At 54.0% G+C, this 15,195-nt stretch carries 10 protein-coding genes and 2 pseudogenes; 6 read left to right on the top strand and 6 right to left on the bottom strand.

The window, feature by feature from the left end; translation table 11 throughout:
• Positions 1-88 precede the first annotated feature (88 nt).
• The 5 genes from FJ146_11245 (at position 89) to FJ146_11225 (ending at position 7,055) form a co-directional block, all read left to right on the top strand.
• Positions 89-811 (top strand): hypothetical protein, encoded by a 723-nt coding sequence (locus tag FJ146_11245; protein MBM4252536.1) that lies wholly within the window; start codon positions 89-91, stop codon positions 809-811.
• 96 nt (positions 812-907) lie between these two features.
• Complete coding sequence (locus FJ146_11240; GenBank protein ID MBM4252535.1) at positions 908-1,300, top strand: hypothetical protein; 393 nt, start codon at positions 908-910, stop codon at positions 1,298-1,300.
• Positions 1,301-1,316: 16 nt separating this feature from the next.
• Entirely contained in the window at positions 1,317-2,624 is a 1,308-nt protein-coding gene (trpB, locus tag FJ146_11235; GenBank protein MBM4252534.1) for a tryptophan synthase subunit beta, read from the top strand.
• Positions 2,617-3,387: a tryptophan synthase subunit alpha gene (gene trpA, locus FJ146_11230; GenBank protein MBM4252533.1), complete on the top strand. Its 771-nt coding sequence runs from the start codon at positions 2,617-2,619 to the stop codon at positions 3,385-3,387. The genes trpB and trpA overlap by 8 nt, the downstream gene beginning before the upstream one ends.
• A 158-nt stretch (positions 3,388-3,545) precedes the next feature.
• A complete protein-coding gene (locus tag FJ146_11225) occupies positions 3,546-7,055 on the top strand; it encodes a hypothetical protein (GenBank protein MBM4252532.1) in 3,510 nt (1,169 codons plus the stop codon).
• A gap of 362 nt (positions 7,056-7,417) precedes the next feature.
• On the opposite strand, the pseudogene FJ146_11220 reads toward FJ146_11225, so the two are convergent.
• The 3 genes and pseudogenes from FJ146_11220 to FJ146_11210 form a co-directional block, all read right to left on the bottom strand.
• Positions 7,418-7,621, bottom strand: a pseudogene (locus FJ146_11220) (isocitrate dehydrogenase (NADP(+))).
• A gap of 93 nt (positions 7,622-7,714) precedes the next feature.
• A pseudogene (locus FJ146_11215) lies at positions 7,715-7,810 on the bottom strand (DUF2497 domain-containing protein).
• Positions 7,811-7,938: 128 nt separating this feature from the next.
• Positions 7,939-8,496, bottom strand: coding sequence for a DUF3025 domain-containing protein (locus FJ146_11210; protein ID MBM4252531.1), 558 nt, complete (start codon positions 8,494-8,496; stop codon positions 7,939-7,941).
• 304 nt (positions 8,497-8,800) lie between these two features.
• Here FJ146_11210 and FJ146_11205 point away from each other — a divergent pair, with 304 nt between their 5' ends.
• Positions 8,801-9,271, top strand: coding sequence for a hypothetical protein (locus FJ146_11205; GenBank protein MBM4252530.1), 471 nt, complete (start codon positions 8,801-8,803; stop codon positions 9,269-9,271).
• Between the two features lie 24 nt (positions 9,272-9,295).
• Here the strand turns inward: FJ146_11205 and FJ146_11200 are convergent, their stop codons facing one another.
• The 3 genes from FJ146_11200 to FJ146_11190 form a co-directional block, all read right to left on the bottom strand.
• Positions 9,296-11,629, bottom strand: a complete 2,334-nt coding sequence (locus FJ146_11200; protein ID MBM4252529.1) for an adenylate/guanylate cyclase domain-containing protein — start codon at positions 11,627-11,629, stop codon at positions 9,296-9,298.
• Positions 11,630-13,903, bottom strand: coding sequence for a hypothetical protein (locus FJ146_11195; GenBank protein ID MBM4252528.1), 2,274 nt, complete (start codon positions 13,901-13,903; stop codon positions 11,630-11,632).
• Between the two features lie 216 nt (positions 13,904-14,119).
• Positions 14,120-15,127, bottom strand: a complete 1,008-nt coding sequence (locus tag FJ146_11190; protein ID MBM4252527.1) for a VWA domain-containing protein — start codon at positions 15,125-15,127, stop codon at positions 14,120-14,122.
• Positions 15,128-15,195 lie beyond the last annotated feature (68 nt).

Here is a 15,195-nt window from a genome sequence, read left to right as displayed (position 1 = left end):
GATAGATCTCGTGCCCTTGAGCGAAGGGGCATAATCTATGCTGGGAGCGATATTTTTTTTAGTCCTCTGTTGGTTGACCAGGCCAGGCATGTGGGACCAGAGTGTGGCGGCATTGAAGCACCTGCGCGCGCAGCTCCGTCTGATTCGCATCAAAGTGCGGTCCGGTGACTTGGACTGGCGCCCTGTGAGCAGTGACTCAGAGTTACCATCAGAGCTTGTTCGTGTCATTGATCACGCTTGGCTCGGTGGTAGATCGATTTACGAAAGCCTCTGTAGTTTAGAACGTCAATTGACTGCGGCGGAGAAAGTCCTACGCGAGCAACGAGAACTCTTGAGTCTATACTGGAGTCGCGGCAGTTTGGCAGGACTGGTGGCCCTAGGTATCGTCGTTATGGAGCCGGGTGGGACGCTACGGCACAGTCATCTAGCCGCACAGATTCTCAGCGGAGGTCTGGCATTTGGCGTGTTCATAGCTGGTGCTTTGATCTTTCGGCTTGCGCAGATTCCTCCCTGGACGTCGCAGTTGGGTCCTGGCTTTGGGGTGGTCGCATCCTGGTTGGCCTGTCACATTGACGGTGATGCTGGTTCATCTGGACCCTGGTCGGCAGCGATCGAGGCGCTGACTGAGCGTGAATTAAGTCGCGGATTGAGTTTACTGGTTGATAAACGGTGTCTTCTCGATGAGTGGAGTGACGAGCAGCTTGGGGTCGCCAGGCATCGCGTAGCGGTGATCTCTGATATACTGCCGCTAGGTGAGCTCGTAGGACTGGGTTTGCCCCTCGTTATCATGATATTTCAGGCGTTTGTGTAGATCTGAGGAGTAGACGTGGCAGTCAGGCCTTGGCGAATTCGATGTTGTCGCCAAGGTTAAGTAAGCTATGATTTGGAGTAAGCGAGAGGAGATTTTATGCGAAAGTACCGTTCATTAGTTGTAGCAGGTTTACTTGGCTTGGTATCGGCCTGCGTGACGGAGGGGAGGGATTTCCGCTCCGACATAAGTTGGATTCAACCCAATAAGACGAGCATGCAAGACGTGAAGCTGCTCCTGAGAGATCCCTATTCGGTTGGTAGCTCCAGCGGTAAGCCTACTTGGACCTATGGATTTTATAGATACCGACTGATCGGAGCCAGTCATCAGAAGGAACTCAAGTTTTATTGGAATCCCGACGGCACGGTCGGTAATTATTCTTTCAGTTCTAGCTTTCCCGATGACACGACGCGTGGCCACGTAGGTGCCGCTGCGCCCGTGGCTCCTGCAGCCGGTCATGCACCAGGCGCGGCCCCGCTGCCAGAGTACTAAATCTAGGAGGTGGTTGATGACGGCGTCGACGGATCTACTTGCGACTGTGGCGCCGCCGCAGCCACCTAAGCGGCCTTTATTGCCAGATGCCCGTGGATACTTTGGAGCCTTTGGTGGTGCCTATGTGCCGGAGATCCTTCGCCCGAATCTCCAGGAACTCGAGCAGGTATTCGCCTCTGTCAGGCACGATCCCGTGTTTTGGGCTGAGTATTGGCGTGAGCTGGCGACATTTAGTGGACGCCCTACGCCAGTGACACCCCTGCCGCACCTGAGTAGGTATTTAGGTGGCGCTCAAATCTTTCTTAAGCGCGAGGATCTGGGCCAGACTGGAGCTCACAAGGTCAATAATGTCATCGGTCAGGGACTGATTACCCGCCGCCTAGGTAAAAAGCGCGTAATCGCCGAGACCGGTGCGGGCCAGCACGGCATCGCGACCGCGACTATGGCGGCGCGCTTTGGCCTTGAGGCCGTGATTTATATGGGGGCAGAAGACGTTGAGCGGCAGCGGCCCAACGTTTTTTGGATGGAACAAATGGGTGCCAAAGTGGTGGCCGTCGAGGCTGGCGCTCGCACACTTAAAGACGCCATCAACGAGGCCTTGCGCGATTGGTCGACAAATTTTGCGACTACCCACTATCTGCTTGGTACAGCTTGCGGGCCTCATCCCTTCCCTGCCATTGTGGCCTGGCTACAGAGCGTCGCTGGGACGGAAGCGCGGGCGCAGATGCTGCAATTAACAGGGCGGCTTCCTAGCCGTGTGTATGCCTGTGTCGGTGGTGGTTCGAATGCTCTCGGTATTTTTCAGGGATTTCTCGATGAGCCTGAAGTCACCCTTGTGGGTGCTGAAGCCGGGGGGCGTGGATCAGGCTCAGGTGAGCACGCGGCGCGGATCGCAGGTGGTCAAGGGCGCCGCGGGATTGCTCAGGGCTATGAGACTCTCTTTTTGCAGACGCGTGACGGGCAAATGCTCGATACGCATTCAGTTGCAGCCGGGCTTGATTACGTCGGTGTGTCTCCCCTTATTGCGGCCTTATCTGAGGCTAAACGTTTGACGATGGCAGTTGCACTCGATCAGGAGGTGGTCGAAGCGGTGCGTCTCCTGATGCGCTACGAGGGTATCATTCCGGCTTTGGAGTCAGCTCACGGCTTGGCGGTAGCCATCCGCGAGGCACCGCGGCTAAAGTCCAGTGACTCACTGCTCGTCAACCTCTCTGGTCGTGGCGATAAAGATATCTTTACGATTGCATCAGCCCTTGGTGACGCCTCATGGGCCAAGTTTCTTAAGCACAAGGCTGACAGCATGATGGAGCAGGACCATGCCTAAATTTGATTGGAATTTACGGGCTAAAGCTGAATCCATCAGCCTGATGGGGCATGTGATCGCTGATTTTCCGTCGCCCGCAGTCGCCCGCAGTATGATTGAGACGATGGTTGAGGCTGGGGTTAAGGTGATTGAGATTCAGATTCCCTTTTCCGAGCCGATGGCCGACGGTGCTCTCTTTCTTGCGGCCAACCACAAGGCCATAGCTCAAGGGGTGGATTATCAGGCCTCGCTAGCTCTTTTACGCGAAATGAGCGCAGCATATCCACATGTGCGTTTTTTGTTTATGTCGTATCTCAACGTCATCTATCAACGCGGCTACCAGGAATTCGTCACCGACGCGGTGGAGCATGGCGCCACCGGAGTGATTGTGCCAGACTTACCAGTCGAGCATGCCGCTGCATTAGAGCTCGCTGGTGCCGCGACTGGTTTCGCTAACGTTCGGGTCATTCCCCCTAATGTGACTGAGGGACGACTACCTGAGATTTGTCGTGATGCGCGTGGTCTGATTTATGCCGTGGCTCGGGCAGGCGTGACGGGAGCAAAGTCGGATTTCACGCCGGTCGGCGATTTCGTCCGTCGCATCAGAGCCTTTACGCAGGTGCCCATCGCCGTTGGCTTTGGCGTCCGCGGTGCCGAGGATGTCAGGCAGCTTAGAGGCATCGCCGATTTGGCAGTGATCGGCACGGCTTCCTTGCAGGCATTTCAGGAAAAGGGAATTTCTGGCGTGAAGACTCTTTGGCAGGAGTTAAAAGCCGCGGTTTGAAGGCTGCATCGTTGGTTGTAACATCCTGAAATAATTTGATAAAGTGTGCGCCGGCGGTCCGCCCTCCTGCGATCCTAAGTTTTTCCACGGTTTTGCCGACAAAATCCAGTGGGGGAGAGCGTTTACATGTACCGACTCTCTCGTCAGTTAGGGTTGCCATGCGGTGCGGCAAACACAAGTGGAGCAGTCTTGCGATAGCCTTTGGGCTATTCGTGGGAGCTGTATTGTTTGGCGCGCCAATCTCTGTCTGGGCGGCACCGTTTGCACTCAGCTACTCGGGACGCTTGACCGCTGAGTCTGGAGCGCCTCTGGCTGGACCTCTCGACATTAAGTTGCGTTTTTGGTCCGCCGCAGTAGACGGAACGCAGCTTGGACCCACTCTCGAATTCCTGGCAGTCACGTTAAGTCAGGGTGTCTTTACAGTGGCGCCTTCGCTCAGCGCTGCAGATGCTGATGCCATATTTGGTGACGGCACCAGTAGTGTGTATGTCGAAGTGAGCACAGCGGATAAAACTTATCCACGTCAACGTTACAGCTATGCGCCAATGGCCCTAAGGGTGCCAGTTGATGATAAGACCATCGGTTACGATGCCAACGGTGTCCTGTCTCTCAACGTGGGATCTAGACCAAGTGCGGGGCATTTTCTGGCTGTTAATGGGGCAGGGCAACTTGCGTGGGAGTCGCCACCACTGACCAATCTGGCCGGGCAGACGCTGTCCACGGCGACACCTAGTTCTGGTCAAGTCATGACCTTTAGCGGGGGGGAATGGCGACCGTTGATACCTAGTCTCGGCAATAGCAGTGGTACGCTGACGGTGGGATCTGGTGGAACGGGTGTCAGTTCATTTACAAACAATGGCGTTTTAATTGGTGCGGGATCCATGCCACTCTCTGCGACGGCTGCGGGTAATCAGCACCAGGTGCTGACGGTTGATGGCAATGGTGCACCGCTCTTTGGCGCCGTCCAGCTCGGCCAGGCACATGCAGTCACGGGTCTTTTACCCATCACCCGCGGTGGCACGGGTGCGGATCTCACGAGTAGCGGCGGTAATGGTCAGTACTTGAAGCAGGCCACTTTAGGAGGAGCCGTGACCGTCGGAGCCTTAACGGCCACAGACATTAACGCTGCGCTCGGTTACACGCCACTTAGCAAAGCTGGCGATACCGTCACTGGCGCTCTTCACCTAAGTGCAAACGACGTCAAGGACGCCGGTAACGTCACTCTTGCAGCTGCCAAGACCCTGGGCCTTGGCGTATTTGACGCCAACTCCGAGCCGACCATGATTCAGCTGCTTGACGCTTCTGGGGCGCTTTCTCTGGATAAGGGGCGTGTGTGGTTCAATAAATCGACGAACCAAATTAAGTTTTGGGACGGTAGCACGGCCCTCTCTCTTGGCGTCTCGGGTGCGGGTGTCCAAAGTTTAAATGGTCAGACTGGTAGTGGCCAGTCCTTCGCCGTCGTCAGCACGGGTACCAGTCCAGCAATCACGTCAAATGCCAATGTGCATACGCTCAATCTACCGATGGCCACAGCGAGTGGTGTTACGGCTGGACTACTAACCAATGCAGATTACACCGCGCTTAAAGCTAAACCAGATGCAGTGAGCGCCGGTACAGGGATCGCGGTCGCTAATACCTCGGGTACAGCTATGATCAGTTTACTTCCGATAGGCACCGGCGGCACTTACACTAAGGTCATCACTAATGCTCAAGGTCAAGTTAGTGGTGCCACTACGTTAGATCCTACGGATTTGCCGCCAATGGCAGCGACTAAGATCACGAGCGGTCAGTTAAGTGTCACTCAGGGTGGTACTGGTGTAAGTGGTTTCACCAACGGTGGGGTCGTAGTGGGTTCGAGTGGCATGCTGTCATCGACCGCTGCCGGTAGCAGCGGTAACGTCCTCATCGTTGGAGCAAGTGGCCCAGAGTTTAGCGCTGTTAATCTCGCATCGACAGCTGCGGTCTCAGGGGTATTGGGTACGGCCCACGGTGGCACTGGGGTGAACGGAGCCGCAGTATTTCCGAGTAGTGGCACAGTAGTGACACGTGATGCTGCGGAGACACTTACGGGAAAGACGCTGACAACAGCCGTCATAAATGGCAGTTCAACCATTAGCGGTGTCACCGTCATCGATACGACCGGTACGGTGACATCGGGAGCACTGACGGTGCTAGGTGAGGCGCGGGTTCATGGTGACGGCACGAGCGCCAACAAGCTTACGTTTACGGACAAGGGAAGCGTCAACAGTATTTCGCTGAAAGCACCAGACACCCTGACTGCATCGGCCGTATTTACTTTGCCATCAGCTGACGGTGGATCAGGTTATGTACTCAACACCGATGGCTCCGGTAACTTAGGATGGACAGCTGGTATGCCGCCTGTAGGTGCTGCAATTGGTGACTTAACTGGGTCGTTTCCCGCACCGCAATTAGCCGCCAGCGGCGTGATAGCCGGAACTTACACGAAAGTAGCAGTCGATGCGAAAGGCCGTGCCATCTTTGGTGATACGTTAGTGGCATCAGATCTGCCGCCGATCCCAGGCACTCTAGTGAGCGTTGGTGCGGTTGCCGTTGCTCATGGTGGTACGGGTGCCAGCACCGCAAATGAGGGCTTCAATGCCCTGTCGCCGATGGCAGCTAACGGTGACCTGATTTATGGTGGGACCTCAGGAGCTGCCACACGACTGGCAGGGAATACCACCACCGTTAAGCGTTTCCTCTCCAGCACGGGTAGCGGCGCCGCAGCTAATGCCCCTCAGTGGAACACTCTTGCATCGAGCGACCTTCCCGCCCACAACGCCAGTCTCATCACATCGGGTCAATTAGCCATCAGTCAGGGCGGAACCGGGCTCGGTACTACACCGGCTAATGGTCAGGTGCTGATCGGCAACGGTGCGGGATATTCGCTCACAACGCTCACCCCTGGTACCGGCATCAATGTCACTAACAGCAGTGGCACCGTTACGATTGCCGCCACTGCAGACGCTTCTACTAAAGTTAGTCTATCTGGTGATACGATGACCGGACCTCTGACAATCCCATCGAACGGCCTGACGGTAGGTAATAATCAACTGGCATTGGCAAGTGGTCGCGTCGGGGTAGGTGTGACGTTGCCAGCGCGAGCCTTAGACATTGAGTCATCCGATGGCTATCAAGTGCGCATTGGTAATACCCAGGCAAGTCAGAATTATGACGTCGGTCGCGACGCTAGCGCCGGAGCCTTGAGTTTTTACGGTAACCAAACGGGTTCAACCGGATACAGCTTTGGTGGTGTTGATGGGACGCGGATGGTGATTGACGCTGCGGGTAACATCGGCGTGGGCACAAGCACACCTACTGCCAAGCTTCAGGTCGCTGGCCAGATCGTCTCGAGTCAGACGGTCGTGGCCAGTGGCGCGACTGCCGACTTTGCTGCTGGCAATGTGCAGGTACTGCAAAGTGTCGGAGGCACTGCAATTACGCTAAACAATATGCAAGATGGCGGAGCTTATACGCTCATAGTCTCTGATCCGACGTCGCGAACCTATACATTTACAAATTGTACGAACCCTCATTGGCTATATACTAACGGCCCAACCACGGTAAACACACGCACGATCTACACCATCATCAAGACGACCGAGAGTAGTGCGACTCACTGTTATATCTCGTGGATTACGGGGCTTTAAATGAAGTGGAAGTCGCCATTGATGTTGATGTGCAAGGGGCTTTTATTAGTCCTTGTAGCTGCCTCAAATGTCGGTGCTGGATATTATAATTTGCAGGGCTTTCTGATTCGTCGGTGCGAGAGTGGCACGCAAACGTTTAGCTATACAGGGAGCAATCAAAGTTTTCAGGTGCCTACCGGCTGCCTCAAGATCACGGTTAAAGCGTGGGGCGGTGGCGGTGGTGGCGGGGGCACGGATTCAGGCATCAGCGGTGGTGCGGGCGGTGGTGCGGCTTATGCCTCAAGCCAGTTGAATGTCGCCTCCGGAGAATCATTGACCGTGGTCGTCGGTGGCAAGGGAAACAATGGCTCCGGCAACGTCAGCGGGACCGGTGGCGGCAGTGGCGGATTTGGTGGCGGTGCGGCGGGGGGTACTAGTGGGACGACCTGCTGTTCCGGTAGCGGCGGCGGTGGTGGTGGTTACAGTGCCGTCTTGCGAGCGACGACGATGCTCATAGTTGCCGCTGGCGGTGGCGGTGGCGGTGGTGCCGGTGTAGGGAGTAACGGTGGCGCTGGTGGAAGTGGCGGTGTTAATGGCACTGCGGCTGGCGGTGTGGCAGGCACGGCGGGAGCTAATACGACGAGCACAGGCACCGCAGGCACCGCATACGGCACGGGTAATGGTGGCGGCGGTGGCGGCGGCGGCGGCGGTGTGACTGGTGGTACTGGTGGTGGCGTCGCTGGCACGGATCATGGCGGCGGCGGCGGTGGCGGCGGTCTGAGTTTAGCGACAACGGTGACTAACGGCTCTGGAACTAGTGCTGGTAATGCGGCCGACAGTGACCGGAGCGGTGCTGGCAACGGGGGCGCTGGTGCTGCGCAGGGGACGAGTGGGCGCATCATCATTAGTTGGTGATGAGACAACTAGCATGCGAAGTCGTAAAAACCTGATTCCTAATTTTCGTCGCGACAATCCTATCGAGGTCTGCAGTGAGCGCCGGCCCCTGCCATGATGCAACTCCTTCAGGCTGCAGCTCATTCGTCGGGACCACGAGTTGCATCCCTCGCACTGGCAATTGCTTCTGACAAATTAGCTCGAAAATAGCATGACCGATGATATGACGGGTGATGACCGAACCATCCTCAGCAACTACGGTAATCACACCACCCTCGTCAAACATCGTCAGACGATCCTGCTCCCGCGTACGGACGATGCCAGGCACGCGCGCCGCAATCTGTCGTGCATTAAGTGCGGCCTTGGTTGCTGGATACGTCATCCAAACTAAGGCGTTAAAAAAGTCATGCCAGTTACGGCTGCGTGTTGAGACTTCACCATGGTTGAAAATGCGCAGCTCATAATCGTGCTCGTCCTTGCGGCGGCGTCTGGCAGCACCTCGCGGCCGCGGCTTAGCGGGGATAAATTGAATGGGAACCCCCGTTGCCGTCTTGATTCCAAGACTCATGGCGCACTGACTTAGGCAACGCTGATCAGGGAAGTCTTGGAGCGGAGGCAGTTGCTCAAATGCTTCGATGATGAACCTAAAGTCAGTGTGTAAGTTGCCGAACTGACTGTCCCAAATGTTTACTTGCAAATTTGAGGGTGCGCTTGCCAATGCCCAATCTCGTGTATAAAGGTGACGCGCCTTTGGACCAGTGGTGTCACCGTCTCGTCTACCTACACGAAATGATTGGAAAAGAAAAATAAATTAAAGATTTGCACAGGAAGTGACGAGCTAGAAGCTATCAACTTTGGGGGGAGGGGGCACCATGGGATCAGGAGTCTCCACTTTAGGTTTGGTGTTATTATTGCCGGCATGTGCCGTCGGTGCTTCGGCTCCGGAGGGGGTAACGACTTGGTCCGTAGCAGAGGACTACCGAGAGCCACAACTACCGCTCACAGGCTATGCCGAGAGCTCAGGCAGCTCACTTGCGACTCTAGAATGTAGTCGCCTGGCTCCGGTGGCGGACGGCATGATTGGTAGTCATTGCCTCGTTGTAGACGTCGCAGGAGAGGTTCTCGATCTGAACCGTGCAGCCGCATCGTGGGAATGGGCCGTGCGTGCTGCGCCGGGGTGTCAACCACTTGAGAACGAACGACGAGCCTTTGGTTCCCCGACCAGTTTTGAGATAGGTTTCCAGGGCTCATCCATCGACACCTGCATGAAGAGCTCCGTGGTGTCGGTTGATGTGATGCCGCAGTCAGGTGGGGTTTACACGCTCATAACGCAACTTGAGTAAGCGGCACGAGGTTACCTTGCCGGTCTAGGCCACTTCTTTGGCGACACCATCGACGTCATCAGATCCAACGACAGCGAAGCGACGGGATAAGCGCTCGAAAAGGAAGCGGCGTTGCTCGGGGCTGATGCCGATGATTTTAAAGCCGTGCTCGAATGCATGCGTAGCCCCCTCCGACTGACCGGAGGCCAGGCGCTGCTTATGGGGGGTGCTCCTTTGGCTCCAGCGTACTTCCACAGTTAATTTATCGACGAATTTAGCGCGGAGCTCCTCGTGCAATGCTTGATCGTTGACTCTGACTTCGACGATGAGTCGTGACTGACGACCAAATTGTCTGACCGACACTCCTCGGAATCCAAAACTAGAGAAATCGCGCACCACGAATTCCTCGTTGCCGCTACGCAAAACGATTGTCCCTAACTCCCTCACGGCCAAGCGTTGATCGATGACTTTGATGCCTAACTGTTCAAGGTAAGCTCTCTCGGCGCGTCGCAATTCTTCGATGCGTTGTCTGAATGGATCGAACTCGTAAGCTGTCACAGAATCCGCCCTGTGCTTAATATGGATAGCGACGGGTGCAAATTCATCTGCAGCATAACCAAGCTCGACCAAATGGCCGAAGCAAACATCGCTAAACATGACTTTAAACGGTGTGCACGCAGTCTCCAGGCGACTAGCAAAGTTGACACCGGCTCCTATCATTGTGAAGTCAATCCTCGTCGCTCCACCGAGGTTGCCAATAATCATGCTGGATGAATGGATACCGACACGAACTGGCATAATTAGTTTTTTTTGACCCTGATCGAGATCGTTCAAGACTTGCATGATTGTGGATTCTTGAATCTTACGCGCAGCCAGAAAGGCTCGCTGTGTGTTGAATGCGGCGCTGAATTGGGATTGGTATCCGAAAAAGCATAGGAGTCCATCACCTAGTGATCGGTCGATGTTGCCGCCAAACTCTCTGACGATATCAGCAATGTTGTTGAGGCGCTCGGATAAGGCGTCGAAGACCGACTCCGATGGTAGCGGAGCCGCTAATTGCGAAAATGCCGCAATATCGATGAACATCGTAACGATCTGATGTTCTTCCTGATCCACTACGCGCGCCGGATCGTCTTTGGCCTCTGGTGATGTGCCGGAAATCGCTCTTTGGCGCAAGCGTCTCAGTATTTTGGCGTCATCACGAGCTAGCTCCATACTCATAAGGGCAGGTATAGAGGCATTGAAAAAGCAACTTAGAAGGGAGCCAACTTCGAAAAATAAATTTCTAACTATCGATGGTCGGAGCACATGGTACCAAGACAAGATCGAGACTGTGACTGCAAAAAATCCGCAACTCAACCCCATCCTGAGTAGCTGGGGAATTCGTGAATCTCGGTCCGCGTAGGGGGTTATCTGAACAAAAATTAAAAAGCCGATCATGATAAAACTTAGCAAAAGTGGGCGCATGCTGGGGCTGATTGCGGACACAAGTACTAGGGACACCGCCGTCATGGCTAGGTATTTACTGTTGAGGTGCCTTGAGGTTTTTTTGTCACGGTCGACAAATTCTTCTGATTTGGCTCGAAACGCTTCGATAGCGAAAATTGCTACGATGACTGCCCACGAGGAAAAAAGCGAGTACCGGTTTATATCGTACATAAAATCAGGGTAAATGCGATCGAGGAACCCGGACGCACTCATGGCCACATAGGCTGTTGCGAGATAGTAAAGTCCATACATAGCTTGCGAGGACTTCCTTAGCATCATCGCAGTTAAGAGGTTGAACATGGCAACGGCGAGGGCGGACCCAATGACGAAACCGACGAAAATACTGATGCGCCGCTGCTCATCGGCATAACTTGAGGCCGATAGAATCCGTGGTGCGGGGGCCGTGGTGCCAAGAATCACACTGCGTAGATATAGTTTTGCATCGTTGGCTTGAGGCTGATTGAATTCGAATACCCCACTTTGATAGGATTCAGATTGCTGGGTTTGCAAGTTTGATGCTTTGACGATTAGGCCGTGCTCTACTAGATAAAAATCCAGAGATCGGTGCATAGGGTGGTTGTTGCTGGCGACGTAGCTATCTGCGGTGGTGGCACGGAGGTCTTTAATTACAGTTTTAGTCCACGTCACCGCTGGTCTTGACAAGGTCTCGGGCAGGGATCTCGTAGCTCCGGCTTGCCACGAAGTTGCTGGCAGGCGCATCACATCGGCAATACTCAGGGAGCCGGACTCATCGTAGAAATACTCGTAGGATACCGGATCGATCGGCTTATTTTCGAGATCAGGCACGATCAGGGCGATGATGGCGATCACGAAGCCTATGCCATTAGTCATGATGGCTTTGACGACAGGATTTTTATTATTGAATGCCATCTAAGCCACCATGTCATCTGTCGCGGCAGTGAAACTTCGTAGCGTTTGGTAGAGGAAATCCCATTGATCCGGGTGTCCACCAACCACCTGGACGCCGTGGTCATAGCCGTCACCACTGCGACGGCTCCAGCGCACCTCAACTTCAATGGTGGTTAGCATTCTATCAGCCAACTTTTGATTGATCGCGTCTATGGATGATCTGAGCTCAATCGTTAGATGAGATTTTTGAGCCAGAAAATTTGCCCCCCTCAGGAGAAAGCCGCGGCGCGAGAAGTCGCTGATGATTAGGTCGCCGTAAAGTGATCTGGCAGTTAACTGCACACCGGTGTTGACAACGTGACGTACGTCACGCACCTGGTCGCCCATACGGTCCAGGAAATGGCGATTCACGACGGCGAGCTTATCCATACGATTCTTGTGAGGGTTGATTTCATACGCAGGCACGAGCTCAACCTGGTGTTTGATAGCGATGAGAGTCTGGTTGAAATCTGCAACATCGTATCTCTGCGCTTTGAGCTCACGGTAGACATCTTGACTGACCATGATTCTATTCTGCGCGCATGCTGTCTCCAAACGGTTGGCGAAATTGACGCCATTGCCGACCATGGTGAAATCGATGTGGATTGAGGACCCCATGTTCCCAATCGTGACGCTGTCGGTGTGGATACCTATACGGATAGGCAAAGGTATACGAGGCGTCTCTGTCGTAAGCGTGTCGTAGATGCTGTTGACGTAGTTTTCTTGGATTTTGAGGGCGGCCTCAAAGGCCTGGCCGACATGGTTACGGCTGTTAATGAGCCCGGATTCGTAGCCAAAAAAGCACAAAATTCCGTCGCCGAGGGATCGATCGACGGTGCCACCGTGGTCGATGATGATGCGCGTTATCTCTTCCAACCTCATAGAAAGCTCGTTAAACAAGGTCCTTGCATCGACACTTTCAGCAATTCGGGAAAACGAAGCTGTATCCACGAACATGATCGTAACGTACATTTTGGACGGAGCGAATTGTCCTGCAAAGGTGTCGTCTCGGTAAGCGTTGAGTTCCGTTACTGGAATATTCTTTGTGACGGCTTCACGCAGTACTTGACTTTTGGTGGTCTGGGTATCTACCTGCTTAGCCATCGCTGCCGAGAGAAAAAGTGCACCCCAGGCAGCTCCAATCAGGAAAACGCCGTCCATGCCGAGTAAACTTGTATAGGTCCGTGGTGCAGACACGATTTGCACGATGGCTCCGATTAGGACTCCCGAAACGGCGATGAAAAACCTAGAAACCTCCGGTATATGGATCCGCGGCAGACAAAGAGCAATCGTGAAGATAGCGATCCCAATGACAACGCACACAAGAAGTACGAAAGAAATGCCTGGTTTTATGAGGAACACGCTTGGGAGCGTGAGAGCCGAAGTTTTTAGAACTAGACTCAGAATGCGGTGTAAACGTGGAAAATTTCGCTTCGCATTCAAGAATGAGTCGACGAAATTTAGGTATGCAGCAATAATTACGAAACAGAGAAGCAGCGTTGTGCGCATCCATGTGTCGAAGTCGAAGTGGTCAAAAAATTCCACAAAAGTTCCGTTAAACGACATGGCCATAAGTAAGGTCGTCAGCAGAAATAATGCATAGTCAGCGTACATTTTTTGACGCATTTGTATGGCAATAGCGACATTATTGATGACAAACCCGATGAGGAAGCCGACAACCAGACCTATAGCTATTTTCTTGAGCCATGAAAGATACAGGTCGCGCTCTAACGTATGCAATGCCAGCGGTCGCACGTAAAAAAAGTTGCTTGCATGACGGACATATAGGGTAAGATTTTCGCCAGTTTTCTGCTCGAATTGAAATGTAGAACGTGCATGTTTTTTCGCCCCCGGCTGAATTGGGCGATCCATCCCCGTCAACTTCCGGTCGATTATTTGACCGTCTCTCACTAAATAAAAATCAACTTCGGGAAAAAATAAGGTGCCGCCATCGGCGACGAAAGTTTGGGAACGCGCAGTATGGGTGGCGGGTATCCGTATACGTCTCCATATCTCGTGATCGTGCACAGTGAGATCGAATATCGTGTACAATTTGGGCGCTTGCCATTCCTTTGTTTCGGCCCCAATGACCTCATTGATCGATCGTCTGGGAATGTTTTCGTGGAGTTGTTCGATGGGAAAGCGCGCAAGGTCCTTTTCGGCAAGGTCTGGTGCGAGGTTTGTAAGCATCACCAGTAGCGGTAGAGCTACCAAGGAGCGAATCATTAACCCGATATTTCCCGGACGAAGCGCCAAGATGAAGCCCCTCTGGATCGAAAGAACCACTGCTCGCTAATCGGTAGACCATTCCCAAAACTTGAGGTTTGAGTCAGCATCAAGGTTTTTTATGAGTTTCGTTGGCTACTTAAAGGAGCGGAGCACAACCCCAAAACACTGCAAAAAAAGCGGGAGGGGCAGGCAAAGGCCTGCCCCTCCCCGGGGACGAAGGGACGACACTAGCAAGGTAGGGACTTACCTTGCGGAACACTTGATAGCTTGGGTGGCAACCAGATTGCGGATGGTCACGGCCAGGTTGTCAGCACTTTTGAGCTCGATTAGACGACCAGCACCGGCGACTTTAGCCGCTAGGCCTCCTTCGCCTTTGTTGCCAACGAGGGCTTTTAGGTAGTCGTCAAAGCTTGTAAAGTTACTCGCGTACCAGTTGCTGCCGGATGCTTTGGCTTGCTCCTGCAGTCGGGTCATTTGCTTGACATGGCTATCAGCCATCTCGGCTAACGTGCCGCCGTAGATGACCACGTAAACTTTGACGCCTGCAGCCCGTAGCGCTTCTGCTTGGGCTTCGACAGAGCTTGGATTGGCATCAGTAGCCTGACCGTCAGAGATGAGCACAGCAACTTTTTCGCGATTATCTTTTGCTGCGCTGCTGAACACGTTAGTGGCAGCAGTGAGAGCGGCGGCGTATGGTGTGTAGCCGACGGGAGATCTAGTAAAGCGAACCGTATTAGTAACGCCAGGTTTTGCAGCCTCAGTCAAGGGTTGCCAGTTGAGCTGGGTCTGCCAGCCAGCGCGTTCATCGGTACGCGTCGGAAACGATGCTATGGCGATGCGGGACTGAGCGAGTGGATCACTGGCTGCTTGAACTCCGGCTTTAGCGAGCATGTCATAGGTGTCTAATATGGCTTTTTCGCGCGCTGTGGGTCCACCACAGGACGCAAACATGTCGGCACCTAAGATGCCCTGGACACTACGTGGCGGACAGTCGGTATTGCTGTTCGATCCTGAGTTATCGACGATGAAGGCCAGCTGTACACCGGTTAGCTTTAGCCCATCGCTGCAGCTTGGTTGGTTGTTCGTGCCCATTATGGGCAGTCCCGATGTGGGCGCGGGGGAGGTCATCTCGACCTGAAGTTTAGGTGTCTCAGCGGCGCGCTCTGGCATGGTGCCAGCGAATTTTGCCGAGGAGCACCCGGTGATGATTGTGGAAAGTAGTAGCCAGGGTTTGAACGAGGCAACGGTCATAGAGTGAGCATCCGGTTCAGTGGGCGACTGGGTTAGTAGGACGAGCGACGAGGAGAGGTAAGAGGCGG

This window comes from Deltaproteobacteria bacterium (genome assembly GCA_016874735.1).
Lineage (GTDB): Bacteria > Bdellovibrionota_B > Oligoflexia > Oligoflexales > CAIYRB01 > CAIYRB01.
The sequence above is the reverse complement of the archived record's forward strand: the minus strand, read 5'-3'. Positions and strand labels throughout refer to the sequence as shown.